The organism is Klebsiella sp. C360, assembly GCF_048822415.1.
GTDB lineage: Bacteria > Pseudomonadota > Gammaproteobacteria > Enterobacterales > Enterobacteriaceae > Klebsiella > Klebsiella quasipneumoniae.
The window spans coordinates 286,704-311,646 of sequence record NZ_JBMEZZ010000005.1 but is presented as its reverse complement, the minus strand read 5'-3'; the positions used below and the strand labels follow the sequence as shown (position 1 = coordinate 311,646).

The 24,943-nt window shown below is 61.9% G+C and carries 28 protein-coding genes; 20 read left to right on the top strand and 8 right to left on the bottom strand.

Annotated elements, in window-relative coordinates; all coding sequences use genetic code 11:
* Nucleotides 1–18 precede the first annotated feature (18 nt).
* From gspG to ACOI7D_RS16340, 9 genes are read left to right on the top strand one after another with little or no spacing between them, the layout of a single operon-like run.
* Nucleotides 19–441, top strand: coding sequence for a type II secretion system major pseudopilin GspG (gene gspG, locus ACOI7D_RS16380; RefSeq protein ID WP_109546642.1), 423 nt, complete (start codon nucleotides 19–21; stop codon nucleotides 439–441).
* Nucleotides 441–956, top strand: a complete 516-nt coding sequence (gene gspH, locus ACOI7D_RS16375) for a type II secretion system minor pseudopilin GspH (RefSeq protein ID WP_109546643.1) — start codon at nucleotides 441–443, stop codon at nucleotides 954–956. Before gspG ends, gspH begins: the two co-directional genes overlap by 1 nt.
* Nucleotides 953–1,318, top strand: a complete 366-nt coding sequence (gspI, locus tag ACOI7D_RS16370; RefSeq protein ID WP_032452553.1) for a type II secretion system minor pseudopilin GspI — start codon at nucleotides 953–955, stop codon at nucleotides 1,316–1,318. Before gspH ends, gspI begins: the two co-directional genes overlap by 4 nt.
* Nucleotides 1,315–1,911 carry a type II secretion system minor pseudopilin GspJ gene (gene gspJ / locus ACOI7D_RS16365; protein ID WP_109546644.1) on the top strand — a complete coding sequence of 199 codons (597 nt, stop codon included), beginning with the start codon at nucleotides 1,315–1,317 and terminating at the stop codon, nucleotides 1,909–1,911. Before gspI ends, gspJ begins: the two co-directional genes overlap by 4 nt.
* The gene (gspK, locus tag ACOI7D_RS16360) at nucleotides 1,908–2,888 is read left to right on the top strand and encodes a type II secretion system minor pseudopilin GspK (protein ID WP_077263830.1); all 981 of its coding nucleotides are present in this window, start codon (nucleotides 1,908–1,910) and stop codon (nucleotides 2,886–2,888) included. The genes gspJ and gspK overlap by 4 nt, the downstream gene beginning before the upstream one ends.
* Nucleotides 2,881–4,077 carry a type II secretion system protein GspL gene (gene gspL, locus ACOI7D_RS16355; protein ID WP_109546645.1) on the top strand — a complete coding sequence of 399 codons (1,197 nt, stop codon included), beginning with the start codon at nucleotides 2,881–2,883 and terminating at the stop codon, nucleotides 4,075–4,077. Before gspK ends, gspL begins: the two co-directional genes overlap by 8 nt.
* On the top strand, nucleotides 4,070–4,555 hold the full coding sequence (locus ACOI7D_RS16350) for a type II secretion system protein M (RefSeq protein ID WP_023292019.1): 486 nt from the start codon (nucleotides 4,070–4,072) through the stop codon (nucleotides 4,553–4,555). The genes gspL and ACOI7D_RS16350 overlap by 8 nt, the downstream gene beginning before the upstream one ends.
* The gene (locus ACOI7D_RS16345) at nucleotides 4,545–5,273 is read left to right on the top strand and encodes a type II secretion system protein N (RefSeq protein WP_048296713.1); all 729 of its coding nucleotides are present in this window, start codon (nucleotides 4,545–4,547) and stop codon (nucleotides 5,271–5,273) included. The genes ACOI7D_RS16350 and ACOI7D_RS16345 overlap by 11 nt, the downstream gene beginning before the upstream one ends.
* A 14-nt stretch (nucleotides 5,274–5,287) precedes the next feature.
* Nucleotides 5,288–6,088 (top strand): prepilin peptidase, encoded by an 801-nt coding sequence (locus tag ACOI7D_RS16340; protein WP_109546646.1) that lies wholly within the window; start codon nucleotides 5,288–5,290, stop codon nucleotides 6,086–6,088.
* A gap of 47 nt (nucleotides 6,089–6,135) precedes the next feature.
* On the opposite strand, the gene hrpB is transcribed toward ACOI7D_RS16340, so the two are convergent.
* On the bottom strand, nucleotides 6,136–8,565 hold the full coding sequence (gene hrpB, locus ACOI7D_RS16335; RefSeq protein WP_109546647.1) for an ATP-dependent helicase HrpB: 2,430 nt from the start codon (nucleotides 8,563–8,565) through the stop codon (nucleotides 6,136–6,138).
* A gap of 72 nt (nucleotides 8,566–8,637) precedes the next feature.
* Here hrpB and thpR point away from each other — a divergent pair, with 72 nt between their 5' ends.
* The 9 genes from thpR (at nucleotide 8,638) to panD (ending at nucleotide 15,633) form a co-directional block, all read left to right on the top strand.
* The gene (gene thpR, locus ACOI7D_RS16330; protein ID WP_060591166.1) at nucleotides 8,638–9,174 is read left to right on the top strand and encodes an RNA 2',3'-cyclic phosphodiesterase; all 537 of its coding nucleotides are present in this window, start codon (nucleotides 8,638–8,640) and stop codon (nucleotides 9,172–9,174) included.
* A complete protein-coding gene (sfsA, locus tag ACOI7D_RS16325) occupies nucleotides 9,174–9,890 on the top strand; it encodes a DNA/RNA nuclease SfsA (protein ID WP_023292014.1) in 717 nt (238 codons plus the stop codon). Before thpR ends, sfsA begins: the two co-directional genes overlap by 1 nt.
* Nucleotides 9,891–10,052: 162 nt before the next feature.
* The gene (gene dksA / locus ACOI7D_RS16320) at nucleotides 10,053–10,508 is read left to right on the top strand and encodes an RNA polymerase-binding protein DksA (protein WP_002888845.1); all 456 of its coding nucleotides are present in this window, start codon (nucleotides 10,053–10,055) and stop codon (nucleotides 10,506–10,508) included.
* A gap of 59 nt (nucleotides 10,509–10,567) precedes the next feature.
* The gene (gluQRS, locus tag ACOI7D_RS16315; protein ID WP_044521054.1) at nucleotides 10,568–11,449 is read left to right on the top strand and encodes a tRNA glutamyl-Q(34) synthetase GluQRS; all 882 of its coding nucleotides are present in this window, start codon (nucleotides 10,568–10,570) and stop codon (nucleotides 11,447–11,449) included.
* A gap of 62 nt (nucleotides 11,450–11,511) precedes the next feature.
* Nucleotides 11,512–12,906 carry a polynucleotide adenylyltransferase PcnB gene (gene pcnB / locus ACOI7D_RS16310; RefSeq protein ID WP_071787251.1) on the top strand — a complete coding sequence of 465 codons (1,395 nt, stop codon included), beginning with the start codon at nucleotides 11,512–11,514 and terminating at the stop codon, nucleotides 12,904–12,906.
* Nucleotides 12,903–13,382 carry a 2-amino-4-hydroxy-6-hydroxymethyldihydropteridine diphosphokinase gene (gene folK, locus ACOI7D_RS16305; protein WP_048296707.1) on the top strand — a complete coding sequence of 160 codons (480 nt, stop codon included), beginning with the start codon at nucleotides 12,903–12,905 and terminating at the stop codon, nucleotides 13,380–13,382. The genes pcnB and folK overlap by 4 nt, the downstream gene beginning before the upstream one ends.
* Nucleotides 13,383–13,501: 119 nt before the next feature.
* A complete protein-coding gene (gene panB / locus ACOI7D_RS16300; RefSeq protein WP_023292010.1) occupies nucleotides 13,502–14,293 on the top strand; it encodes a 3-methyl-2-oxobutanoate hydroxymethyltransferase in 792 nt (263 codons plus the stop codon).
* A gap of 11 nt (nucleotides 14,294–14,304) precedes the next feature.
* Nucleotides 14,305–15,159, top strand: coding sequence for a pantoate--beta-alanine ligase (panC, locus tag ACOI7D_RS16295; protein ID WP_109546648.1), 855 nt, complete (start codon nucleotides 14,305–14,307; stop codon nucleotides 15,157–15,159).
* A 93-nt stretch (nucleotides 15,160–15,252) separates the two neighbouring features.
* Complete coding sequence (panD, locus tag ACOI7D_RS16290) at nucleotides 15,253–15,633, top strand: aspartate 1-decarboxylase (protein WP_004204397.1); 381 nt, start codon at nucleotides 15,253–15,255, stop codon at nucleotides 15,631–15,633.
* Nucleotides 15,634–15,669: 36 nt separating this feature from the next.
* On the opposite strand, the gene ACOI7D_RS16285 is transcribed toward panD, so the two are convergent.
* From ACOI7D_RS16285 to ACOI7D_RS16270, 4 genes are all read right to left on the bottom strand, one after another.
* Nucleotides 15,670–16,923: a polysaccharide deacetylase family protein gene (locus ACOI7D_RS16285; RefSeq protein WP_023292008.1), complete on the bottom strand. Its 1,254-nt coding sequence runs from the start codon at nucleotides 16,921–16,923 to the stop codon at nucleotides 15,670–15,672.
* Nucleotides 16,924–16,981: 58 nt separating this feature from the next.
* Nucleotides 16,982–17,422 (bottom strand): PTS sugar transporter subunit IIA, encoded by a 441-nt coding sequence (locus tag ACOI7D_RS16280; RefSeq protein WP_023292007.1) that lies wholly within the window; start codon nucleotides 17,420–17,422, stop codon nucleotides 16,982–16,984.
* 122 nt (nucleotides 17,423–17,544) lie between these two features.
* On the bottom strand, nucleotides 17,545–18,315 hold the full coding sequence (locus ACOI7D_RS16275) for an ABC transporter permease (RefSeq protein WP_004204389.1): 771 nt from the start codon (nucleotides 18,313–18,315) through the stop codon (nucleotides 17,545–17,547).
* Nucleotides 18,312–19,238 carry an ABC transporter ATP-binding protein gene (locus ACOI7D_RS16270; RefSeq protein WP_004204387.1) on the bottom strand — a complete coding sequence of 309 codons (927 nt, stop codon included), beginning with the start codon at nucleotides 19,236–19,238 and terminating at the stop codon, nucleotides 18,312–18,314. Before ACOI7D_RS16270 ends, ACOI7D_RS16275 begins: the two co-directional genes overlap by 4 nt.
* 178 nt (nucleotides 19,239–19,416) lie before the next feature.
* Here ACOI7D_RS16270 and can point away from each other — a divergent pair, with 178 nt between their 5' ends.
* Nucleotides 19,417–20,079, top strand: a complete 663-nt coding sequence (can, locus tag ACOI7D_RS16265; RefSeq protein ID WP_004204385.1) for a carbonate dehydratase — start codon at nucleotides 19,417–19,419, stop codon at nucleotides 20,077–20,079.
* Between the two features lie 48 nt (nucleotides 20,080–20,127).
* Here can and hpt read toward each other — a convergent pair whose 3' ends face one another.
* Nucleotides 20,128–20,664, bottom strand: a complete 537-nt coding sequence (hpt, locus tag ACOI7D_RS16260; protein ID WP_004204384.1) for a hypoxanthine phosphoribosyltransferase — start codon at nucleotides 20,662–20,664, stop codon at nucleotides 20,128–20,130.
* Nucleotides 20,665–20,668: 4 nt separating this feature from the next.
* Nucleotides 20,669–20,788 carry a hypothetical protein gene (locus ACOI7D_RS16255; protein ID WP_032426021.1) on the bottom strand — a complete coding sequence of 40 codons (120 nt, stop codon included), beginning with the start codon at nucleotides 20,786–20,788 and terminating at the stop codon, nucleotides 20,669–20,671.
* 79 nt (nucleotides 20,789–20,867) lie between these two features.
* On the opposite strand from ACOI7D_RS16255, the gene ACOI7D_RS16250 reads away from it, so the two are divergent.
* Complete coding sequence (locus ACOI7D_RS16250) at nucleotides 20,868–23,258, top strand: glucose/quinate/shikimate family membrane-bound PQQ-dependent dehydrogenase (protein WP_032455031.1); 2,391 nt, start codon at nucleotides 20,868–20,870, stop codon at nucleotides 23,256–23,258.
* Nucleotides 23,259–23,332: 74 nt separating this feature from the next.
* Here the strand turns inward: ACOI7D_RS16250 and cueO are convergent, their stop codons facing one another.
* Nucleotides 23,333–24,934 carry a multicopper oxidase CueO gene (gene cueO / locus ACOI7D_RS16245; protein WP_060591159.1) on the bottom strand — a complete coding sequence of 534 codons (1,602 nt, stop codon included), beginning with the start codon at nucleotides 24,932–24,934 and terminating at the stop codon, nucleotides 23,333–23,335.
* Between the last annotated feature and the right edge of the window lie 9 nt (nucleotides 24,935–24,943).

Here is a 24,943-nt window from a genome sequence, read left to right as displayed (position 1 = left end):
GTATTAATGGAGAAAACTATGCAACGGCAACGCGGCTTCACGTTACTGGAAATTATGGTGGTGATCGTCATTCTCGGCATCCTCGCCAGCCTGGTGGTACCTAACCTGATGGGCAACAAGGAGAAAGCGGACCGCCAGAAGGTGGTCAGCGATCTGGTGGCGCTCGAGGGGGCGCTGGACATGTATAAGCTGGACAACAGCCGCTACCCGAATACCGAACAGGGACTGCAGGCGCTGGTGACCGCCCCGGCCGCCGAGCCGCATGCCCGCAACTACCCGGAAGGGGGCTATATCCGCCGCCTGCCGCAGGACCCGTGGGGAAATGAGTATCAGCTGTTAAGCCCCGGTCAGCATGGCGCCATTGACGTCTTCAGCGTCGGCCCGGACGGGATGACCGACACCAATGACGACATCGGCAACTGGACCCTCGGGAAGAAATAGTGTCTCAGCGCGGTTTCACCCTCCTGGAAATGATGCTGGTCCTGCTGCTGATCGGCATCAGCGCCAGCATGGTGCTGCTGGCGTTTCCCTCCGCCCGCACCCAGGAGGCCACGCAGATCCTGGCGCGCTTTCAGGCGCAGCTGGACTTTGTCCGCGAGCGCGGGCAGCAAACCGGCCAGCTCTTCGGGATCGTCATCCACCCTGACCGCTGGCAGTTTATGCGTTTGCAGCCTGCAGACGAAGGCGCCCCGGCGGCGGCTGACGACCGCTGGGGCAACGCGCAGTGGCTGCCGCTGCAGGCCGGGCGCGCCACCACGGCGGAAACCCTCCCGCAGGCCAGGCTGACGCTGCGCTTTCCCGACGGCCAGGCGTGGACGCCAGGCGAGCAGCCCGACGTGATCATCTTCCCCGGCGGCGAAGTCACGCCGTTTCAGCTGCGGATTGACGCCGCGACGGGCATCAACATCGACGCCCAGGGCGCCAGTCAGCCGCTGGCGGCGCGGGAGCAGCCATGAAACGCGAGAGCGGAATGACGCTTATCGAAGTGATGGTCGCGCTGGTGATTTTCGCCCTCGCCGGCCTGGCGGTGATGCAGTCCACCCTGCAGCAGACGCGCCAGCTTGGGCGTATGGAAGAGAAAATCCTCGCCAGCTGGCTGGCGGATAATCAGCTGGTGCAGCTGCGGCTGGAGAAACGCTGGCCCGCCCTCAGCTGGTCCGAAACCACCGTGGAGGCCGCCGGGACGCGCTGGTTCGTCCGCTGGCAGGGGGTGGAAACCGCGCTGCCGCAGCTGCGGGCGCTGGACGTGGAGGTCCGGCGGCAAAAAAGCGATCCCGCACCGCTGGCGACGCTTCGCACCTGGGTGACGTCGCCATGATAACGAAAATGCGCGGTTTCACCCTGATTGAAACGCTGCTGGCGCTGGCTATCCTCGCCGTCCTCAGCGCCGCCGCCGTGATGGTGCTGCAGAACGTCATCCGCGCCGATGGCCTGACCCGCGAGAAGAGCCAGCAGATCGCCGCCCTCCAGCGCGCCTTTCGCCAGATCGCCGATGATGTCACGCACATCATTCCCCGTCGCGCCAGAAACAGCGACACGCTTTTCTTCGCCGGACGTTTCCAGTTGCAGAGCGACGACTGGGGGCTGGCCTTCAGCCGCAGCGGCTGGCCGAATCCGCTGGGGATCCTCCCGCGCTCGGAGATCCAGAACGTCAGCTACCGCCTGCGCCAGCAGCAGCTTGAACGGCTCAGCTTCGATCAGCAGGATCCGCTGACCGGCAGCCAGCCGACGGTCCGGGTGCTGCTGCGCGAGGTGACGGCGTTTCGCCTGCGGTTTTATGCCGACGGGCGCTGGCAGGAGACCTGGGACCGCTCGCAGTCGCTGCCGCAGGGGCTGGAGATCACCCTGACGCAGGCGAACAGCGGGGAGATAACCCGCCTGTTTTTACTCACCCCGGGAGGCGGCCAGTGAAAAATCGGCAACGCGGCGTCGCGCTCCTGATGGTGCTGTTCATCCTCGCCCTGATGATGATCCTCGCCAGCGCCATGACCGAACGCACCTCGGTCATGTATCAACACACCGCCGTGACCCTCGATAATCTGCAGGCCAGATGGTACGCCCTGGCGGCGGAAAACATGGCCGCCGCGCTGCTGCAACGCGACGCGCTGGACTCGCCCAGTCAAACGAACCTGGCGCAAACCTGGGCGCAGGAGGGGCGCCGCTTTACCCTCGACGATGGCGAAATCCTCGCCACGATCCGCGACGGGCACGCCTGCTTTAATCTCAATGCCATCAACCATCGCGCGGATGAGACCAGCGGCGGTACGCCCTACCCGACCGACGTCTTCGCCCGGCTGCTGGCGCTGCTCGGCGAGTCGCCGCTGCGCGCCAGCCAGATCGCCGCCGCCCTCGGCGACTGGACGGACAGCGACGGCCAGCCGCGGCTGAACGGCGCGGAAGACGAGGTCTATATGGCGCAAACCCCGGGCTATCTCGCCGCCAACCAGCCGATGCAGGATGTCAGCGAGCTGCGCCTGCTGGCCGGAATGGACGCCGCGCTCTATCAGCGCCTGCTCCCCTTCGTCTGCGTCCAGCCGAATGACGCGCTGCAGGTCAATGTCAACACCCTGCGCCCCTCCCAGGCCGCCCTGCTGGCGGCCCTCTTTCCCGGCGATCTGACGCTGCAGGAGGCGCAACAGCTGCTGCACCACCGCCCGCGAACCGGGTGGAGCAGCGTCGCCGCCTTTCTCGCGCAGCCGACGCTGCAGAAAACCGATACCACGCTCGCCCGTCCCTGGCTGACGGTGCACAGCACACGCTTTATCGCCGCCTTCACCGTGGTGACCGGCAACCTTCGCTTTCAGCTGCACAGCGTCCTGCAACAGGAGGGGCGCGCCTTTACCGTCGTCCAGCGGCGATACGGACTTTCTATGGTGGTTGATGAATAAGTTTAACGCTTCCCCCCAGGCCATGCTGATCGTGCGCTTCGCCCCCGGGCAGGCGCCGCTGCACTGGCAACTCTTCGCCCCCGGCGAGCCGCACCACGAAGCCAGCGGCCGGTGGCCGGCTGACGACGCCAGCCCTTTCCCGACACTGGCGGCGCATTACCCGGCCTGGGTGCTGATCCCGGCCAGCGACTGCGCGTTTCACACCCTCACCCTGCCGGCGGGCCTGCGTAAACCGCCGCTGCAGGTGGCCCCCTTCCTGCTGGAAGAGCAGCTGGCCGACGAGGTGGAAGCCACCCATTTTGCCCTGCTCCACCGCCAGCAGGCCCAGTGCGAGATCGTCGCCGTGCAGCGGCAAAAAATGCGCGACTGGCTGGCGCGCTGCGAGTCGCTCTCGCTACGGCCCCTGGCGTTGACGCCCGATGTGCTGGCCCTGCCCTGGCAACCGCCGGCGTGGAGCGCGGTGCAGGCGGACGACCAGTGGCTGATCCGCCACCAGCCATGGGCCGGCATGGCGGCGGAACCCCCCTGGCTGGCGGAGCTGCTGCAGGGCGAGGCGGAAGAGCATTTCATCGACAGCTATTCGCCGCCGCCCGCGGCGCCGGGAGAGTGGCGCGCGCAGCCTGCGCAGACGCTGCTCTCCCTTGCCGCAAGTCATCCGGCGGCGCAGAAGCTCAGTCTGCTGCAGGGGGAGTTCGCCGTCCGCCGTCGGCGGCCTGATCAGACGAGCTGGCGTCCGGCGCGGTATGCCGCGCTGGCCCTGGCGCTGCTGCTGGCGGTTAACAGCGTGCTGGATCATCGCGATCTGGCGCGTCAGGCCGAGGCCGCCCGGCAGGCCAGCCGGGCCTACTATCATCGCTGGTTTCCAACGGAGAAAAAGGTGATTAACCCGCGACTGCAGATGCAGCAGCATCTGCAAACCCTTGCCCGTCAGGCGCAGCATGCCCCCCTCGTCGACCGCCTCAGCGCGTTGCAAAACATCATCAGCGAAACGCCGGGGATCCGCCTGCGGGCGCTGAGCTGGGATGCCGCAGGCAACCGTCTGCAGCTGGATATCGCCGCGGCCTCTTCCCGGGCGCTGGAGCAGTTTACCCAGCGAGCGCAGCCGCGGTTTCGCGTCCGGCCAGGCGACATGACCACCAGGCCGGATGGCATTGAGGGACAGCTGACGCTGGAGGAAAACGATGGCTAATCTGCTCATCTGGTGGCGGCAGCGCACGCTGTCCGAGCAGCGCCTGCTGCTCGGCCTGGCGGGATTGCTGACAGCCTGCGCCCTCTGGTACGGGCTGTGGCAGCCCTGGCGGGCCCGCGAGGCGCAGTGGCGGCAAACCCTGGTGAAAGAGCAGGCCAGCCTGCGCTGGATGACGCAGCAGGGTCCGCGCCTGCAGCAGCTCAGCCAGCAGCCCGCGCCGGCGGCAAAAGAGGCGCTCACCGCGCTGGTGATGCGCGAGGCGGCGAGCCACGGGCTGGAAGTCGTTCGTCTGCAGCCGCAGGGGAAACGTCTGCAGGTCACCCTTCAGCCCTGCGCCTTCCAGGCGCTAATGGACTGGCTGGACGCCCCGGCGATGCGCGGCGTCAACGCGGTCTCGCTGTCCGTAACCGGGCAGCCGTCGCGGCCGGGCTGGGTCACAGTCAACCATCTGCTGCTGGAGCGCGACGATGAAAGCTAACGGGCTCGCAGGTGGGCTACTGCTGGCGCTCTATCTGCTGTGGTTGACCGCCACCGCCCCGGCGCGTCTGTTAGTCCCGATGCTGCCGCCCGAGGTACAGGTGGCCAACCTTAGCGGCAGCATCTGGCGCGGCGCGGCGCAGTCGGTCTCCTGGCGCGGCGTGCGGCTTGAGCGGCTGACGTGGTCGCTCACCCTGGCTGGCTGGCAGATCGCGCTCAGCGATCCCCGCGGCGTGGAGGGTCAGGCCCGGCTGTGGGGCATCCGCGATCTGCGTCTGCAGGAGGGGCGGCTCACCGCCCCCGCCAGCCTGCTTGGACGCTGGCTAACGCCGACTATGCCCGTCAGCGCCGAGGGAGAGGTCACGTTCAGCCTGGCCGAAGCGCACTTCAGCGAGGGGCGCTGCCGGCAAATCACCGCCGGACGCGCGCAGTGGCGTCAGGCCCGGCTGCACTCTCCGGTCGGTAGCCTGGAGCTGGCCCAGGTCAGTGGCGCCTTAAGCTGTACGGCGAACGGCGCCGTGGCGCTGGCCATCCGCCAGGATTCTCATCAGTTGAGCCTCAGCGGCCAGGGAACCCTGTCGCCCGATGGCCGCTATCTGTTTCGCGGTACGCTACAGCCCCGTCAGGGGATGCCGCCCCTGCTGGCGCTGCTGGTCGCCCGCCCGATGGCGAAAAACGCCCCGGGACCGACGCCGTGGCAGCTGCAGGGAAAATGGTGATTAAAGGAGCAAAAATGACGACATTAGCCGCATTATCGCTGCATTTTCCCCTTGTCTGGTATGGTTTCCTGCTGCTGTTCGGCCTGGCGCTGGGCAGCTTTTACAACGTGGTGATCTACCGTCTGCCGCGCATGCTGACCCAAACCGCGGAAGACGAGCCGATAACCCTCAGCACGCCGGGCTCATCCTGCCCGCAGTGTCGCCAGCCGATAGCCTGGCGGGACAATATCCCGCTGCTCAGCTTCCTCTGGCTAGGCCGTCGCGCCCGCTGCTGTCAGGCGCGCATCTCGTGGAGCTATCCGCTGACCGAGCTGGCCACCGGCCTGCTGTTTATCCTCGCCGGGGCGCTGCTCGCGCCGGGCCTGGCGCTGGCGGGCGGCCTGGTGCTGCTCTCCTTCCTGCTGATACTGGCGCGGATTGACGCCCGGACCCAGCTGCTGCCCGATCGCCTGACCCTGCCCCTGCTGTGGGCCGGACTGCTGTTTAATCTTAACGAGGTGTACATTGCGCTGCCGGACGCGGTCGCCGGGGCGATGGCCGGTTATCTGGCGCTGTGGTCGGTCTACTGGCTGTTCCGCCTGCTGACCGGCAAAGAGGCCCTGGGCTATGGCGATTTTAAGCTGCTGGCGGCGCTGGGCGCCTGGTGCGGCTGGCAGGCTCTGCCGCAGGTGCTGTTGCTCGCCTCGGCCAGCGGGCTGGCGTGGACCCTGCTGCAACGCCTGTGGACCCGGCAGTCGCTGCAGCAGCCGCTGGCCTTCGGCCCCTGGCTGGCGCTGGCGGGAGGGGGCGTTTTTCTCTGGCAGCAGATGGTCTAGCGTGAGTGGTTCGCCTGGCCGGGCAGAATGCCGCCCGGCGCCTGGGGCTACGAATATTTTTTGCTGCGCCGGGTCGGGGCGGCGTTGGCCGGATCGTCCGGCCAGACGTGTTTCGGATAACGTCCCTTCATCTCTTTTTGCACCTCGCGGTAGCTTCCCTGCCAGAAGGCGCTGAGATCGCGAGTGATCTGCAGAGGACGCTGGGCGGGCGACAGCAGCTCCAGCACCAGCGGCACCCGCCCCTCGGCGATAACCGGCGTCGTGGCCTCGCCGAACATCTCCTGCATACGCACCGCCAGCGCCGGCGGGTTCTCCGCATGGTATCGGATCGCCAGACGGCTGCCGGTGGGCACGGTATAGTGCGTCGGCAGCTCGCGATCCAGCTTCTGGCGCAGCGGCCACGGCAGCCAGTCCTGTAGCGCCTGACGCAGATCCAACGCCTTCAGCGCCCGCAGCGAGTGAACGCCGTTCATCTGCGGCAGCAGCCATGCCTCCAGCGAGGCCAGCAGCGAAGCGTCATCCACCGCGGGCCATGCCTCTTCCGGCAGCCACTGCGCCGCACACTGCAGCCGCAGTCGCAGCTGCTCGGCCTCTGGCGTCCAGTTGAGCACCGCAAGGCCTTTCTCACGAATACCGTTGAGCATCGCCTGATGCAGCTCCGCTTCAGATGGCTTCGCCAGCGGCTGGGTCTTGATCACCAATTGGCCCGTCACGGTCCGCCGCCAGGCTTTCAGCGTCCCCTGCGCTTCATCCCACTCCACCGTGTCGGAACGCTGCGCCAGCTCGGGACGGGCGGCGATCAGCTCGCCGATATCCACCGGCAGAGCCAGCAGCATGCGGGCATCCGGCGAGGCGCTGCCCTGCAGCAGCAGCGGAGCGATCAGCCACTCATGGCGGCCCAGCGCGTCGTCGGCGTCAAGCATCGCGCCCATGCCGTTCGCCAGCTGATAGCGCCCCTCCTGACCGCGGCGACGGGCGATGCGGTCGGCGAAGGCCGACGCCAGTAGCGCAGCCATTCGTCCGGCGTCGGGCTGGCCGCTGCGGCAGGCCAGACGCTTCATCAGCTGCTGCGTCCGCTGTTGCCAGTTGGCCTGCTGACGGGAAAAGACGGCGGCCAAATCCACCAGCCCGCCGCGCGGCGGCTCCTCGAGGATCGCCGCCAGCCTGGCCGCCGTCGCCACTTCGTCATCGGTCTGCGCAGCGGCCAACATCGCCGCCAGCCGGGGCTCGTTGCCGAGAGTCGCCATTTTGCGGCCAAACGCCGACAGCCGCTCTCCGTCCAGCGCCGAGAGCGCCTCCAGCAGGCGGCGCGCGGCGGCCAGGTTCACCGCCGGCGGCTGATCCAGCCAGGCCAGCGCGGCCGGATCGTGGCCCCCCCACTGCAGCAGCTCCAGCAACAGCGCCGACAGATCGCTGTGCAGGATCTCCGGTTCGCTCTGCGCCGCCGCTCGTTCGGCCTGTTCTTTGCCAAGCAAATGCAGGCAGATCCCCGGGGAGAGACGACCGGCGCGTCCGGCGCGCTGCGTCATCGATGCCTGGCTGATGCGCTGCGTCACCAGCCGGGTCAGGCCGGTGCGCGGGTCAAAGCGGGCAACCCGCTCCTGGGCGCTGTCGACCACCAGGCGGATGCCCTCGATGGTCAAACTGGTCTCGGCAATGTTGGTGGCCAGCACCACTTTGCGCTTCCCGGCCGGCGCCGGGAGGATCGCTTTGCGCTGCTCGCTCAGGGGCAGCGCGCCATACAGCGGACAGAGGATGACATCCTCCGCCACGCGCTCCGTCAGCTGGTCGAGAACGCGCTGGATCTCGCCGACGCCGGGCAGAAACAGCAGCATCGACCCCTGTTCATGCCGCAGGAGCTCCGCCGCCGCTACCGCAACCGCCTCATCAAAACGCTGGTGCGCGGATAGCGGGCTGAAGCGACGCTCCACCGGATAAGCGCGCCCCTCTGAGACCACCACCGGCGCCTCCGGCAGCAGACGCTGCAGGCGCTCGTTATCGAGGGTCGCCGACATAATCAGCAGTTTGAGATCGTCACGTAACCCCTGCTGGACATCAAGCAGCAGGGCCAGCGCCAGATCCGCCTGCAGGCTGCGCTCGTGAAACTCATCGAGGATCACCAGCCCCACGCCCGTCAGCTCGGGATCGCGCTGGATCATGCGCGTCAGGATCCCCTCCGTGACCACCTCCAGGCGGGTCTGCGGTCCGACGCAGGTTTCGGCGCGCATGCGGTAACCCACGGTCTCCCCCGGCTTTTCGCCGAGCAGTTCAGCCAGCCGCTGCGCGACATTGCGCGCCGCCAGACGCCTCGGCTCCAGCAGGATAATTCGTCCCGTGATGTTGCCCTCGGCAAGGATCTGCAGCGGCAGCCAGGTCGACTTCCCGGCGCCGGTCGGCGCATTGAGCAAAACCTGCGGCGCATGCTGCAGGGCGGATAACAATTCTGGGAGGACGGCGGCAACCGGCAATGAGGACACAAAAGGCTCCGGGGGTTAACATTCAGGGGCTCGCATTGTAGCATCCCCCTAATTCATTACCGAGTCTCTATCATGTCTGAGCCGAAAAGGCTGTTTTTTGCGATTGAACTGCCGCCTGCCATCCGCAAACAGATTGTCCAGTGGCGGGCAACGCACTTCCCGGAGGATGCCGGCAGGCCCGTCGCGGCGGATAACCTTCACCTCACGCTGGCGTTTCTCGGCGAGGTGAGCGCGGAAAAACAGCGGGCGCTGACCGCCCTCGCCGGCCGCCTCCAGCCGCCGGGCTTTACCCTGACGCTGGACGATGCCGGACAGTGGCTGCGCTCGCGGGTGGTCTGGCTCGGGACCCGTCAGCCGCCGCGCGGCCTGCTGCAGCTCGCCAGCATGCTGCGCGCTCAGGCGGCGCGCAGCGGCTGCTATCAGAGTCCGCAGCCGTTTCATCCGCATATTACCCTGTGGCGCGACGCCCGCCAGGCGGTGCCGATCCCGCCGCCCGGCTTTCGCTGGACGTTTCCGGTGAACGAGTTCGTGCTCTATGAATCCAGCTTTAGCCGGGGGCGCACGCGCTACACGGCGCTGGAACATTATCCGTTTGATAAGGAAAATTGATGCAGTTTGATCCGCCGTTGCAGCCCGCCATTTTGCTTAAACGTTACAAACGATTTCTTGCCGACGTGGTGACCCCCGATGGCCGCGAGCTGACGCTCCACTGCCCGAATACCGGGGCGATGACCGGCTGCGCCGCCCCGGGCGACACCGTCTGGTATTCCACCTCTGACAATGTGAAGCGCAAATATGCCCACACCTGGGAATTAACTGAAACGCAGCAGGGCGCCGTTATTTGCGTCAATACGCTGCGCGCGAATACGCTGGCGAAAGAGGCGATTTCCGCCGGAATAATCCCTGAACTTTCAGGCTATAACCAGCTGAAAAGCGAAGTGAAATATGGCGCAGAGAATAGCCGTATCGATATTATGTTACAGGCAGATGATCGCCAAAACTGCTATATTGAAGTGAAATCGGTTACGTTGGCGGAGAAAGAATACGGTTATTTTCCCGATGCGGTGACCACGCGCGGTCAGAAGCACCTGCGGGAGCTGATGGCCGTCGCGGCAAATGGCGACCGCGCGGTGATTTTATTTGCCGTCCTGCATTCGGCAATTGACCGTTTCTCTCCCGCGCATCATATTGATGCCAGATACGCACAGCTGTTAACAGAAGCCCGCGACAAGGGGGTGGAAATTCTCGCCTGGAAAGCGGAACTTTCTACGACGAGGATGACTCTGAATAAGCCGATCGCCGTGGTGTTAAACCCCGGTAAATAAGTGGCTAAATAGTGTTCGGGTCGCAAGCGCGAATACGCTTTTCTTCACAGGGTTGTCAAGTGTAACGTTTAGATAATTGCTATCCGGAAAAGCATCTGCTATTTATAGCGGCCTGATTTTCCCCCACATGGGGATCGATAGTGCGTGTTAAGGAGAAGCAACATGCAAGAAGGGCAAAACCGTAAAACATCGTCCCTGAGTATTCTCGCCATCGCTGGGGTGGAGCCGTACCAAGAGAAACCGGGCGAAGAGTATATGAACGAAGCCCAGCTGGCGCACTTCAAGCGTATTCTTGAAGCATGGCGTAATCAACTCAGGGATGAAGTGGATCGCACCGTATCGCACATGCAGGATGAAGCTGCTAACTTCCCGGACCCGGTAGACCGTGCCGCCCAGGAAGAAGAGTTCAGCCTGGAGCTGCGTAACCGCGACCGCGAACGTAAACTGATCAAAAAGATCGAGAAAACGCTGAAAAAAGTTGAAGACGAAGACTTCGGCTACTGCGAATCCTGTGGCGTGGAGATCGGCATTCGCCGTCTGGAAGCGCGTCCGACAGCGGATCTGTGCATTGACTGCAAAACCCTGGCGGAAATTCGCGAAAAACAGATGGCGGGCTAATCCCCTGCTGCCTCACTCTCTGGCGGGAGTCTCTCCCGCCTGGTTCTGTTGTCCGTATCATGACTGACTCACGCTATATAGGGCGCTTTGCTCCCTCCCCCTCCGGCGAACTCCACTTCGGCTCTCTGATCGCCGCGCTCGGCAGCTACCTGCAAGCCCGCGCGAACCAGGGTATCTGGCGCGTTCGTATTGAAGATATCGACCCGCCGCGCGAAGTCCCCGGGGCCGCCGACACCATCCTGCGCCAGCTCGACCACTACGGTCTGCACTGGGACGGCGAGGTGCTCTGGCAGTCGCAACGGCACGAAGCCTACCGCGAGGCGCTGTCCTGGCTGGGTGAGCAAGGGCTGAGCTATTACTGCACCTGCACCCGCGCGCGGATCCACGCCGTAGGCGGGATCTACGATGGTCACTGCCGCGACCTTGGCCTGGGGGCGGAAAACGCCGCGCTGCGTCTGCGCCAGACCCGTCCGGTTCTGCAGTTCACCGACCGCCTGCGCGGCACGCTGGTCGCCAACGAGCCGCTGGCGCGTGAAGATTTTATTATCCACCGTCGCGACGGGCTGTTTGCCTACAACCTGGCGGTGGTGGTCGATGATCACTTTCAGGGGATCACCGAGATCGTCCGCGGCGCCGATCTGATTGAGCCGACGGTGCGGCAGATTTCGCTGTATCAGCATTTTGGCTGGCAGGCGCCGGACTACCTCCATCTGCCGCTGGCCCTCAATGCCGACGGCAATAAGCTCTCTAAACAAAACCACGCGCCGGCGCTGCCGGAAGGCGATCCGCGCCCCGAAATCGTCCGCGCGCTCCGCTTTCTGAATCAGGAGATCGCCGGGGAGTGGCAGGCCCTGAGCGTCGATGATTTACTCGCCCAGGCCGTCGCCAACTGGCAGCCCGCGAAAATCGAGCATTCTCAAATGGCTCCCGCTGAGCTATGATTAGCCGCTATTTTTACACTGTACAGTTGATCTGAAGTCCGTCTGACACTACGAGGTGCACCATTTTTACCCGAGTCGCTAATTTTTGCCGTAAGGTGCTAAGCCGTGAGGAGCGCGAGGCAGAAGCCGCCGTCGAACCAACGCCTATGACGGTGATCCCGCGTGAGCAGCATGCTATTTCCCGCAAAGATATCAGTGAAAACGCCCTCAAGGTCATGTACCGCCTCAACAAGGCGGGCTACGAGTCCTGGCTGGTCGGCGGCGGCGTCCGCGACCTGCTGCTTGGCAAAAAGCCAAAAGATTTTGACGTCACGACCAACGCCACGCCGGATCAGGTGCGTAAGCTGTTCCGCAACTGCCGTCTGGTCGGGCGCCGTTTCCGCCTCGCGCACGTGATGTTCGGGCCGGAAATCATTGAGGTCGCTACCTTCCGTGGCCATCACGAAGGACACACTACCGATCGCGTCACCTCCCAGCGGGGCCAGAACGGCATGCTGCTGCGCGATAACATCTTCGGCTCGATCGAAGAGGACGCCCAGCGTCGCGACTTCACCATTAACAGCCTCTATTACAGCGTGGCGGACTTTACCGTGCGCGACTACGTCGGCGGCATGAAGGATCTGCAGGACGGCGTGATCCGCCTGATCGGCAATCCGGAAACCCGCTATCGCGAGGATCCGGTACGCATGCTGCGCGCGGTGCGCTTCGCCGCCAAGCTGGATATGACCATCAGCCCGGAAACGGCCGAACCGCTGCCGCGGCTGGCCGCCCTGCTCCACGACGTGCCGCCGGCGCGCCTGTTCGAAGAAGTGCTCAAGCTGCTGCAGGCCGGGCATGGCTATCAGACCTACCTGCTGCTGCGGGAATACAACCTGTTCCAGCCGCTGTTCCCGACCATCACCCGCTACTTTACCGAGCGCGGCGATAGCCCGATGGAGCGGATCATCAACCAGGTGCTGAAGAACACCGACACCCGCATTCATAACGACATGCGCGTCAATCCGGCCTTCCTCTTCTCGGTGATGTTCTGGTATCCGCTGCTGGAAACTGCGCAAAAAATCGCTCAGGAGAGCGGTCTGGCGTACTATGACGCCTTCGCGCTGGCGATGAACGACGTACTGGACGAAGCCTGCCGTACGCTGGCGATCCCTAAGCGCATCACCACCCTGATCCGCGATATCTGGCAGCTGCAGCTGCGCATGTCCCGTCGCCAGGGCAAACGCGCCTGGAAGCTGATGGAGCATCCGAAATTCCGCGCCGCCTACGATCTGCTGGAGCTACGCGCCGGCGCTGAAAACAACGGCGAACTGCAGCGTCTGACCAAATGGTGGGGCGAATTCCAGGTCGCCGCGCCGCCGGCGCAAAAAGATATGCTCAACGACCTCGGGGACGATCCGGCGCCGCGCCGTCGCCACCGCCGTCCGCGCAAGCGCGCGCCGCGCCAGGGTAACGCATGACCCTGGTCTATATCGCCCTCGGCAGTAACCTCGCTTCGCCACTGGCGCAGGTGCAGGCGGCCATCCGCGCCCTGGGCGAAATACCTTACAGCCGCGTGGTGAACGTCTCTTCGTTCTACCGCACGCCGCCGCTGGGCCCGCAGGATCAGCCGGACTATCTCAACGCCGCCGTCGCGCTGGAAACCACGCTGGCCCCCGAGGCGCTGCTCGATCACACCCAGCGCATTGAGCTGCAGCAGGGTCGGGTGCGCAAAGCCGAACGCTGGGGGCCGCGCACCCTCGATCTCGATATCATGCTGTTTGGCGATGCGGTCATTAACAGCGAGCGTCTGACCGTTCCGCACTACGATATGAAAAACCGCGGCTTTATGCTCTGGCCGCTGTTCGAGATCGCCCCGGACCTCCGCTTTCCTGACGGCCCTGCGCTGCGTACCGTACTGGATGATCTCGGCGCGACAAAGCCCGCTATCTGGTAATTCCCTCTCCTTTTTTAGCATTTACGGCGATCGTCGTAATCGGTTGCCCAAAATCATTGCCCCTCTAAATGCTGCTGTTAGAATGCCGGTTAATATGACTTTCATCATCAGGAAATGTTATGAAACCGACCACCATTGCCCTGCTGCAGAAATGCAAACAGGAAAAGAAGCGCTTTGCCACCATTACCGCCTACGACCATAGCTTCGCGAAGCTGTTCGCCGATGAAGGCATTAATGTGCTGCTGGTGGGCGACTCGCTGGGAATGACGGTGCAGGGTCACGACTCCACCCTGCCGGTCACCGTGGAAGATATCGCCTATCACACCCGCGCCGTCCGCCGCGGCGCGCCGAACAGCCTGCTGCTCGCCGACCTGCCGTTTATGGCCTACGCCACGCCGGAGCAGACCTTCGAAAATGCCGCCATCGTGATGCGCGCTGGCGCCAATATGGTCAAACTCGAAGGCGGCGCCTGGCTGGCCGAGACCGTGAGGATGCTGGCGGAACGCGCGGTGCCGGTTTGCGGCCACCTCGGCCTGACGCCGCAGTCGGTGAACGTATTCGGTGGCTATAAAGTGCAGGGCCGCGGCGATGCGGCGCAGACCCTGTTTGAAGACGCGTTAGCGCTGGAAGCGGCAGGCGCGCAGCTGCTGGTGCTGGAGTGCGTCCCGGTCGCCCTGGCGAAACGCATCACCGAAGCCCTGACCATTCCGGTGATCGGCATCGGCGCGGGCAACGTCACCGATGGGCAGATCCTGGTGATGCATGACGCTTTCGGCATTACCGGCGGCCACATTCCGAAATTTGCCAAGAATTTCCTTGCCGAGGCGGGCGACATCCGCGCCGCGGTGCGGCAGTATATTGCCGAAGTCGAATCCGGGGTCTATCCGGGCGAAGAACACAGTTTCCATTAAGGAGTCTTGTTGTGCTGATTATAGAATCCGTGCTGCTGCTGCGTCAGCATATCCGCCGTCTGCGTCAGGAAGGCAAGCGTATCGCGCTGGTCCCGACGATGGGCAACCTGCATGAAGGTCATATGAAGCTGGTTGATGAAGCCAAAGCCAGCGCGGACGTGGTGGTGGTCAGTATTTTCGTCAATCCGATGCAGTTTGACCGCGCCGATGACCTGGCGCGCTACCCGCGCACCCTGCAGGATGATTGCGAAAAGCTGAACAAGCGTCATGTCGACTTTGTCTTCGCGCCGACGCCGGCGGAAGTCTACCCGCAGGGCACCGAAGGCCAGACCTACGTCGAGGTCCCCGGCCTGTCCACTATGCTGGAAGGCGCCAGCCGTCCGGGCCATTTTCGCGGCGTGTCGACCATCGTCAGTAAGCTGTTCAACCTGGTTCAGCCAGACGTCGCCTGCTTTGGCGAGAAAGACTTCCAGCAGCTGGCGCTGATCCGCAAGATGGTTGCCGACATGGGCTACGATATCGATATTATCGGCGTGCCGATCGTCCGCGCGAAGGATGGCCTGGCGCTGAGCTCGCGTAACGGCTATCTGACCGCCGACCAGCGCAAAATCGCCCCCGGTCTGTATAAAGTGCTGAGCGCGGTGGCGGAAAAACTGGCCGCCGGCGACCGTCAGCTCGACGAGATCATCGCTATCGCCGAGCAGGAGCTGAACGAGAAAGGTTTCCGTGCCGACGACATTCAGATCCGCGATGCCGACACCCTGCTTGAGCTGACCGACGCCAGCCAGCGCGCGGTGATCCTGATGGCCGCCTGGCTCGGTCAGGCCCGCCTGATCGACAACCAGATCGTCACGCTCGGTCAGTAGACAGCGGGTAAAAATCGGGCAATACTTGCCCGGGCTTTTCTCAGGGCGGACGTCGTGTCCGCTCTGCTACATTAAGGTTGAAGGGTAGAAGTTATGATGCGTAATATGCTGCAGGGCAAGCTCCACCGCGTAAAAGTGACGCAGGCTGACCTGCACTATGAAGGTTCCTGCGCCATTGACCAGGATTTCCTGGATGCGGCCGGTATTCTGGAGAATGAGACCATTCACCTCTGGAACGTCACCAACGGTAACCGTTTCTCCACCTACGCCATTGCCGCCGAGCGGGGTTCCAGAATCATCTCCGTTAACGGCGCCGCCGCGCACTGCGCCAGCGTCGGCGATATCCTGATCATCGCCAGCTTCGTCACCATGTCTGACGAAGAGGCGCGTCGCTGGCAGCCCAACATCGCCTACTTCGAAGGCGACAACGAAATGAAGCGCCAGGCGAAAGCGATTCCGGTGCAGGTCGCCTGATGACCACGACGCTGCGCTCAGGCGCAGCGCCGAAGTTTACCCCTGCGGCTGGTTACTGATCAGCCGCGACATCGTCTCCAGCGAATCCGTGCGTAAGATATATAACCGCTTTAGCAGAAACGGATTGTCCCCCGGCTTCACCTTCCCACGCACTGTCGTCACCGCCATATGAAACCCGGCGTCATTCGCCGCCTGCACCGCCGTGGCGTTATAGCCGCCGAAGGGATAGGAAAGGTAGAGCACATGTGGATTAAACTGGCTCAGCGCCCGGCGCGAACGGGCAAAATCAAACAGAATATTATGGTAATTGCGGCTGAATAAGATTGGCCGCCGGCCGGCGTCCACCCGGTGCAGGAAGTGGGTATGCGACTGAATGTCAAAGACGTCCTGGATCTGCCTGAGCTCAGAAATGCTCATGAACTGCAGCGATTTCGGATCCCATTGCTGCGGATGACGCTTGATGCGCGAAGAGATAATAAAGGCGGTGGCGTGGAAGCCATACTGTTTCAACACCGGATAGGCGTAGCGGTTTACCGATTTCAAACCGTCATCGAAGGTAATGGCGACTGCCCGCGCCGGAAGGTTAATTTTATTGCGCACGTAGCCTTCCAGCTGATACAGGGTCAGCGTGGTATACCCCTGATCCCGCAGCCAGGTCATCTGGTTATTGAAGGCGCGTACCGAGGTGGTGGTCGAGGTATGGCGGAAACGGGTGTTCTCTTCGTCACGCAGAATATGGTGATAGGTCAGCACGGGGATCCCGTTATCCTCCTGCGCATCCAGACTGCTGACCCACGCCAGCCGATCGCCAATGCGGATCTGAAACCAGGTCTGATTGAGGCGGTCTTTCAGCTTGCTGAGGATCGGATAGCGCAGATTATTGGCCAGCGTGCCGAACGGCGCGCTGCTCACTGAGGGAGCGTCATAGAGCGGTGTATCTTTCCAGGTGAGTAAATTCTGGTTACTCAGCGGCTTATTGAGATCCCCCAGACGGTCCTCCACCCGCTGCTTACCCTGCACTGGCTCCAGATGGCCCTTGTCAATAAACCCGGTGCCGAAGCCGAAGCGAAACTCATAGTAATCAGCCGCCGTCGGGACAACCGCGAGGATCTGCCCGGCACGCACATTGCCCACGCTGACCACATGGTTCCCCACCTGCGCCCAGATCACCGCGTCTTCGGTGGTTTGCATATAGCGCACAGGTTTGCCCTGCTGGCTAAGCAGACTGGCGGAGGCGCTGAGTGAGGTCAGTAAAAGAAGCAGAGTAAAAAATCGGACAAGCATGCGCATCGAACCGGTAAACCATCAACGGCGGTTATTGTAACAAAAGCGGCATCTGTCCCGCTGGTTAATTTCCAAAGGTATCATGACGCAACCGGAACGGGGGGTTCTTCTGCTGCTGATGCCACAGGCTGCTCACCATCGGCCCGCCCGCGCTGACGATAGCCTGGCGAAACGCCTCGCTGCTTAACGTGTCCCGCAGCAGATACATTCGCTCAAGTAATGAATAGCTGACGCCGGAGATCACTTCGCAGTGGGTATGTTTGTGACTCATCAGCGCCGCGGCCCGATAAGGCGCCGCGCCGGTTCTGTCGGTTAGGAAAATGACCCCGTCCCCGGAGTCGGTGGCATGCAGCGCATCGCACATCATCCGGCTCAACATATTGCTGCTGAGATTGCGCCAGTAATTGACCGCCCGGCACTGGGCCAGCGGACCAAATTTTTGTTCAAGACGATCCAGCATCTCCTGCGCCAGCTCATCGTGGCAGGTAATGACCCAACCAAGCATGCTTCCCTCCTTAGCCAGCCAACAATGTAGCAAGGGGAAGATGGCGTATCGGTGATGGGGGTCAAAGATAAGCGGTTAGCGCTTCGCGTATTGGCGTCCGGAAGCGCTAACCGTGATGAGTATCAGCTACGCAGGCCGCGACCGCGCTGGATTAACGACCAGCAGAGGAGATAGAAGGCGACGATGAAGACCACCAGCACCGCAAAGGTGGTCACCAGCGGCACATCGTTGATACCGAGGAAGCCGAAGCGGAAGCCGCTGATCATGTAGACGATGGGGTTCAGATGCGACAGCCCCTGCCAGAACGGCGGCAGCAGGGTCAGCGAGTAGAACACCCCGCCGAGATAGGTCAGCGGCGTCAACACAAAGGTCGGGATCAGGCTGATGTCATCGAAGGTCTTGGCAAACACCGCGTTCAGCAGTCCGGCCAGCGAGAACAGCACCGCGGTGAGGAGCAGCGTCAGGGCGACAAACAGCCAGGAGTGAACCTGGAACGGCACAAAGAACAGCGACACCGCGGTCACCAGGATACCCACGCACAGCCCGCGCGCCACCCCGCCGCCCACGTAGCCGGCGATAATCACGTGCGTCGGCACCGGCGCCACCAGCAGCTCCTCAATGTTGCGCTGAAACTTGGCGCTGAAGAACGACGAGGCGACGTTGGCGTAAGCGTTGGTGATCACCGCCATCATGATCAGGCCCGGCACGATAAACTGCATGTAGGTAAAGCCATGCATCTCGCCGATGCGCGACCCGATCAGGTTGCCGAAAATCACGAAGTACAGGGTCATGGTGATCACCGGCGGCACCAGCGTCTGCACCCAAATGCGCATAAAACGATGGATCTCTTTGGTCCAGATGCTTTTCAGCGCGACCCAATAAAGCTGCATCATGCTGACTCTCCTTTTCGCTCATGCACCAGGGTGACAAACAGCTCTTCCAGACGGTTGGCTTTGTTACGCATACTCAGTACCTGCACCCCCTGGGCGCTCAGCTGCGCAAAGACGCTGTTAATCCCCTGCTCGCGCAGGACCTCCACTTCCAGCGTCGAGGTATCGACCAGCTGATACTGGTAGCCCTCGAGCTTCGGCACCGGGCTTTTTGGCGCGAGGTCGAGAATAAAGGTCTCTGATTTCAGCTTCGACAGCAGCGCTTTCATCGAGGTGTTTTCCACCAGCGTACCGTGCTGGATGATGCCGATGTTGCGGCACAGCATTTCGGCCTCTTCCAGATAGTGAGTGGTCAGAATAATGGTGGTTCCGCGATCGTTGAGATCCTTGAGGAAGCCCCACATCGAGCGGCGTAGTTCGATATCGACGCCGGCGGTCGGCTCGTCGAGGATCAGCAGCTTCGGCTCATGCATCAACGCGCGAGCGATCATCAGGCGGCGCTTCATCCCGCCAGAGAGCATCCGCGCGCGTTCGCTGCGTTTTTCCCACAGATCGAGCTGTTTTAAGTACTTTTCGCTGCGGGCAATGGCTTCTTTACGCTCAACGCCGTAGTAGCCCGCCTGGTTAACGACGATCTGCTGCACGGTCTCGAACGGGTTAAAGTTAAACTCCTGCGGCACCAGGCCAAGCTGGCGCTTGGCGTTGACGACGTCTTTCTCCAGATCGTAGCCAAAGACATTGACCTGACCGGAGGTTTTGTTCACCAGCGAGCTGATGATGCCGATCGTCGTGGATTTTCCCGCCCCGTTCGGGCCCAGCAGGGCATAGAAATCCCCCGCTTCAACCTGCAGGTCAATTCCCCGCAGCGCCTGAACCCCGCCGGGGTAGGTTTTTTTGAGCTGTTTTAATTCCAGAGCAATGGTCATTAAATATCTCTTCTCGTGTCATGACACGTCATTAACCCGCCTGACTGACGTTTGCGCTGTAGTGGCGCGGCCAGCGCATCTGCAGCCGGAAGTATCACGGGTTAAGATGGTTTTAAAAAAGGTGAGCTTACCCTATATTAGCGCAACGCACTTACTTGGTTACAGGCCGATAACGTCCATGAATGATATAGATACACTCATCAGCAACAATGCACTATGGTCAAAAATGCTGGTGGAAGAGGACCCCGGCTTTTTTGAGAAACTGTCGCAAACGCAGAAACCGCGCTTCCTGTGGATTGGCTGTTCTGACAGCCGCGTACCCGCTGAGCGACTCACCGGCCTGGAGCCAGGCGAACTGTTTGTGCATCGTAACGTGGCGAATCTGGTGATCCACACCGACCTCAACTGCCTGTCGGTGGTGCAGTATGCCGTCGATGTTCTCGAAGTCGAGCACATTATTATCTGCGGCCACTACGGCTGCGGCGGCGTACAGGCGGCGGTGGAGAACCCGGAGCTGGGGCTCATCGACAACTGGCTGCTGCATATCCGCGATATCTGGTTTAAACACAGCTCGCTGCTGGGGGAAATGCCGGAGGAGCGCCGGCTGGATACCCTTTGTGAACTGAACGTAATGGAGCAGGTCTACAACCTGGGACATTCGACGATTATGCAATCGGCGTGGAAGCGCGGACAGAAGGTGACCATCCACGGCTGGGCATATGGCATTCACGACGGACTGCTGCGCGATCTGGATGTGACCGCCGTGAGCCGGGAAACCCTTGAACAGCGCTATCGCCACGGGATCTCCAACCTCAAGATCAAGCACATCAACCACAAATAGCCTTCAGACTTAGCCACTCTGGCGCGCGCGCCAGAGTGGGATATCCCCTTACTCGTCCAGCAGGGTGACTTTGCCGATATACGGCAGATGGCGGTAGCGCTGAGCGTAGTCGATACCGTAGCCCACCACGAACTCGTCCGGAATGGCGAAACCGACGAACTCAACCGGAACATTCACTTCACGGCGGCTTGGTTTATCCAGCAGCGTACAAATGGCCAGCGACTTCGGCTCGCGCAAGCTGAGGATCTCACGCACTTTAGACAGGGTATTGCCGGAGTCGATGATATCTTCCACGATCAGAACGTCTTTACCACGGATGTCTTCGTCCAGATCTTTGAGGATTTTCACATCACGGGTAGTGGACATGCCGCTGCCGTAGCTCGAGGCGGTCATAAAATCGACTTCATGCGGCACCTGCACTTCACGGCACAGGTCGGCCATGAACATAAACGAGCCGCGCAGCAGCCCCACCAGCACCATTTCGCTGCCGCTGTCCTGATAATGTTCGTTGATTTGACGACCCAGTTCCGCGATGCGCGCTTTGATCTCGGATTCCGGGATCATCACTTCTACAGTATGTTTCATAAGACTAACCATTTGATTCTAAATATAAATCATCAAAGCCGCTGCTTTCGCCCCGACGATGACCGGCAAGCCATCCAGTATACCAGCAAAAAGAAATCTGCGGTGCAGGGATTAATAAAGCCATATTTGTGATTCCGATCACACTTGTTAAATCCTATAATTAATTGCAGTTAAAAAATTAACAAACACATGAGTAACTTTCTATGGCTGAAACAAAGTCTCAACAATCAAGGCTCCTGGTGACGCTGACTGCGCTATTTGCAGCGTTCTGCGGCCTCTATCTTTTAATCGGCGGAGCATGGCTGGTCGTGCTTGGCGGCTCCTGGTACTACCCTGTCGCCGGTCTGGTGATGCTGGGCGTGACCGTGATGCTGTTCCGCGGCAAGCGCGCTGCGCTGTGGCTGTACGCCGCGCTGCTGCTGGCGACCATGATCTGGGGCGTCTGGGAAGTCGGCTTCGACTTCTGGGCGCTGACGCCGCGTAGCGACATCCTCGTCTTCTTTGGTATCTGGCTGATCCTGCCCTTTGTCTGGCGTCGTCTGCCGGTGCCTTCCGCTGGCGCCGTAGGCGCGCTGGTCGTCGCCTTGCTGATCAGCGGCGGCATGCTGACCTGGGCCGGTTTTAACGACCCGCAGGAGATCAACGGCACTCTGAGCGCCGACGCCACCCCGGCGGCGCCGATCTCCAACGTTGCCGACGGCGACTGGCCGGCCTATGGCCGCAACCAGGAAGGCCAGCGCTTCTCCCCGCTGAAGCAGATTAACGCCGACAACGTGAAGAACCTGAAGGAAGCCTGGGTGTTCCGCACCGGCGACCTGAAACAGCCGAACGATCCGGGTGAAATCACTAACGAAGTGACGCCGATTAAAGTCGGCGACACGCTCTTCCTGTGTACCGCCCACCAGCGTCTGTTCGCGCTTGACGCCGCCTCCGGTAAAGAGAAGTGGCATTTTGACCCGCAGCTGAACGCCGACCCGTCGTTCCAGCACGTCACCTGCCGCGGTGTCTCGTATCACGAAGCGAAAGCGGATAACGCCCCTGCCGACGTCGTCGCCGACTGTCCGCGCCGCATTATCCTGCCGGTGAACGATGGTCGCCTGTTCGCAGTGAACGCCGACAACGGTAAGCTGTGCGAAACCTTTGCCAACAAAGGTATTCTCAACCTGCAGACCAACATGCCGGTGACCACGCCGGGCATGTATGAACCCACTTCCCCGCCGATTATCACCGATAAGACCATCGTGATTGCCGGCGCAGTTACCGATAACTTCTCTACCCGCGAGCCGTCAGGCGTGATCCGCGGCTTTGATGTGAATACCGGGAAACTGCTGTGGGCCTTCGATCCAGGCGCGAAAGATCCGAACGCCATCCCAAGCGATGAGCATCACTTCACGCTCAACTCACCCAACTCCTGGGCGCCTGCCGCCTACGACGCCAAACTGGATCTGGTCTATCTGCCGATGGGCGTGACCACTCCGGATATCTGGGGCGGTAACCGCACGCCGGAGCAAGAGCGCTATGCCAGCTCGATTGTCGCGCTGAACGCCACCACCGGTAAGCTGGCCTGGAGCTACCAGACCGTCCACCACGACCTGTGGGATATGGACATGCCTTCGCAGCCGACGCTGGCTGACATTGAAGTCAACGGCAAAACCGTGCCGGTCGTCTATGCTCCGGCGAAAACCGGCAACATCTTCGTGCTGGATCGCCGTAACGGCGAGCTGGTGGTCCCGGCCCCGGAAAAACCGGTTCCGCAGGGCGCCGCCAAAGGCGATTACGTCGCCAAAACCCAGCCGTTCTCCGATCTGAGCTTCCGTCCGAAGAAAGATCTGACCGGGGCGGACATGTGGGGCGCCACCATGTTCGACCAGCTGGTGTGCCGCGTGATTTTCCATCAGATGCGCTATGAGGGTATCTTCACCCCGCCATCTGAGCAGGGCACCCTCGTCTTCCCGGGTAACCTGGGGATGTTTGAATGGGGCGGTATCTCCGTCGATCCGAACCGTCAGGTGGCTATCGCCAACCCGATGGCGCTGCCGTTCGTCTCTAAACTGATCCCACGCGGCCCGGGCAACCCAATGGAGCCGCCGAAAGATGCGAAAGGCTCAGGCACCGAGTCCGGCGTGCAGCCGCAGTACGGCGTCCCGTACGGCGTCACCCTGAACCCGTTCCTGTCGCCGTTCGGTCTGCCGTGCAAACAGCCGGCCTGGGGCTATATCTCCGCGCTGGATCTGAAAACTAACGAAGTGGTATGGAAAAAACGTATCGGTACCCCGCAGGACAGCCTGCCGTTCCCGATGCCGGTTAAACTCCCATTCACCATGGGTATGCCGATGCTGGGCGGTCCGATCTCCACGGCGGGCAACGTTCTGTTCATCGGCGCGACCGCGGATAACTACCTGCGCGCGTACAATATGAGCAACGGTGAGAAGCTGTGGGAAGCCCGTCTGCCAGCCGGCGGTCAGGCCACCCCGATGACCTACGAAGTGAATGGCAAACAGTATGTTGTCATCTCTGCCGGCGGTCACGGCTCGTTCGGGACCAAAATGGGCGATTATATCGTCGCCTATGCGCTCCCGGATGAGGCGAAATAAAACGCAAAACGGCAACGAAAGTTGCCGTTTTTTTTGTCTTTATCCCCTCTCCCACGCGCCTGGGCTATACCGCCCTAAACCGTGAACCCCAACATCATCCCGGTGTCTTCATGTTCCAGCAGGTGGCAGTGGGCCATATAGGCAAACTCCTTCGGCGCCGGATGATCAAACTTCACTAATACTTCACTCACGTCCCCTTCCACACGCACGGTGTCTTTCCAGCCGCGACGATGCGCCGCTGGCGGCTTGCCGTTTTCGCTCAGGATGCGGAACTGGGTGCCGTGGATATGGAACGGATGCAGCATCATGTCGCCCTTACCCGAAATCACCCAGCGCTCATACTGGCCTCTGGCGGCGGCGAACATCGGCACATTCATGTCGAAGGCTTTGCCGTTGATGCGGTTGGCGTTATGGAAATCAAATCCCTTGCCCGACGACATGCCATGATCCATGCCGGACCCGTGGTTCATGTTGCTCATGTCGCCGTGGTGCATATTCCCCATGTCGCCCATCCCGCCGTGCCCCATCATGCCGTGATCCATTCCTGCCATCGCCTGATCGCCATATTTCTCCATCAGCGCCTGCATGCCCATCCTGTCGAGCATCGGATCCATCGACAGCTGGAGCTGACGCTGCGTCAGCCCCGTCAGAGAAGGTAGCGCCGGCATAGCGGCCAGGGTATCCAGCAGCTTGCCGGAGGCAGGAATGACCAGCGGCTGGACGCGCAGTACCGGCTGTGGTTTATCAAAAGGCGCAATGGCCATGCCCATCTGACCCACCGGCAGGGTCACCAGATCAAAAGGTTTGCCGTCGCTGGTGTCCACCAGCACCTCAAAACGCTCCCCCATCAAGACCGGCAATTCATTGACCTTCACCGGCTCTGCCAGCAGACCGCCGTCGCTGGCCACCACGTACAGCGGGCGCTTATCGCTGGCCGCAAAATTGAGGGAACGGGCATTACAGCCGTTCAGCAAGCGCAGACGTAGCCAGCCGCGCGGGGCGGCATGTTCAGGATAGAGAGCGCCATTGGTCAGCAGCGTATCGCCAAACCAGCCGACGGCAGCGCTCATCACATCCAGCTGATAATCAATTTCGCCAGCGGCGGTAAACTTCTTGTCCTGCACAATCACCGGTACATCATCGATTCCCCACTGCTTCGGCAACAGCAGGCGTCCGCTCTCTTCATCCTCGATCAGCACCAGCCCCGCCAGCCCCATCGCCACCTGCCGACCGGTGGTCCCGTGCTGATGCGGGTGAAACCAGCAGGTGGCCGCCCGCTGCGTTGGCGTGAAGCTCACCGTCCGAGTGGCGCCCGGGGCGATGACCCCCTGTGGTCCTCCGTCGACCTCGCCCGGTACCTCCAGACCATGCCAGTGCAGCGTCGTCTCCTCTGCCAGCTGGTTGGTAATGTCCACCGTGATAGCCTTCCCCTGCGTCAGCTGCAGCGCGGGACCCAGTAGCGAGCCGTTATACCCCCAGGTGGTGGCGTTCAAAGCGCCAAACTGCGTTTTGCCCGCCTGGATGGTCAGCGCGATACGGTTGCGCGCATCAGCCGTCAACAGCGGCGGTACCGGCAGGGCCGGGCGACTGGCCGCAAAGACCGCACGGCTCCAAAGCGGTAACGCGCTGGCCATGCTGACCGCGGCGGTCAGTTTGAGGAAGTCTCGACGTTGCATATTCACATC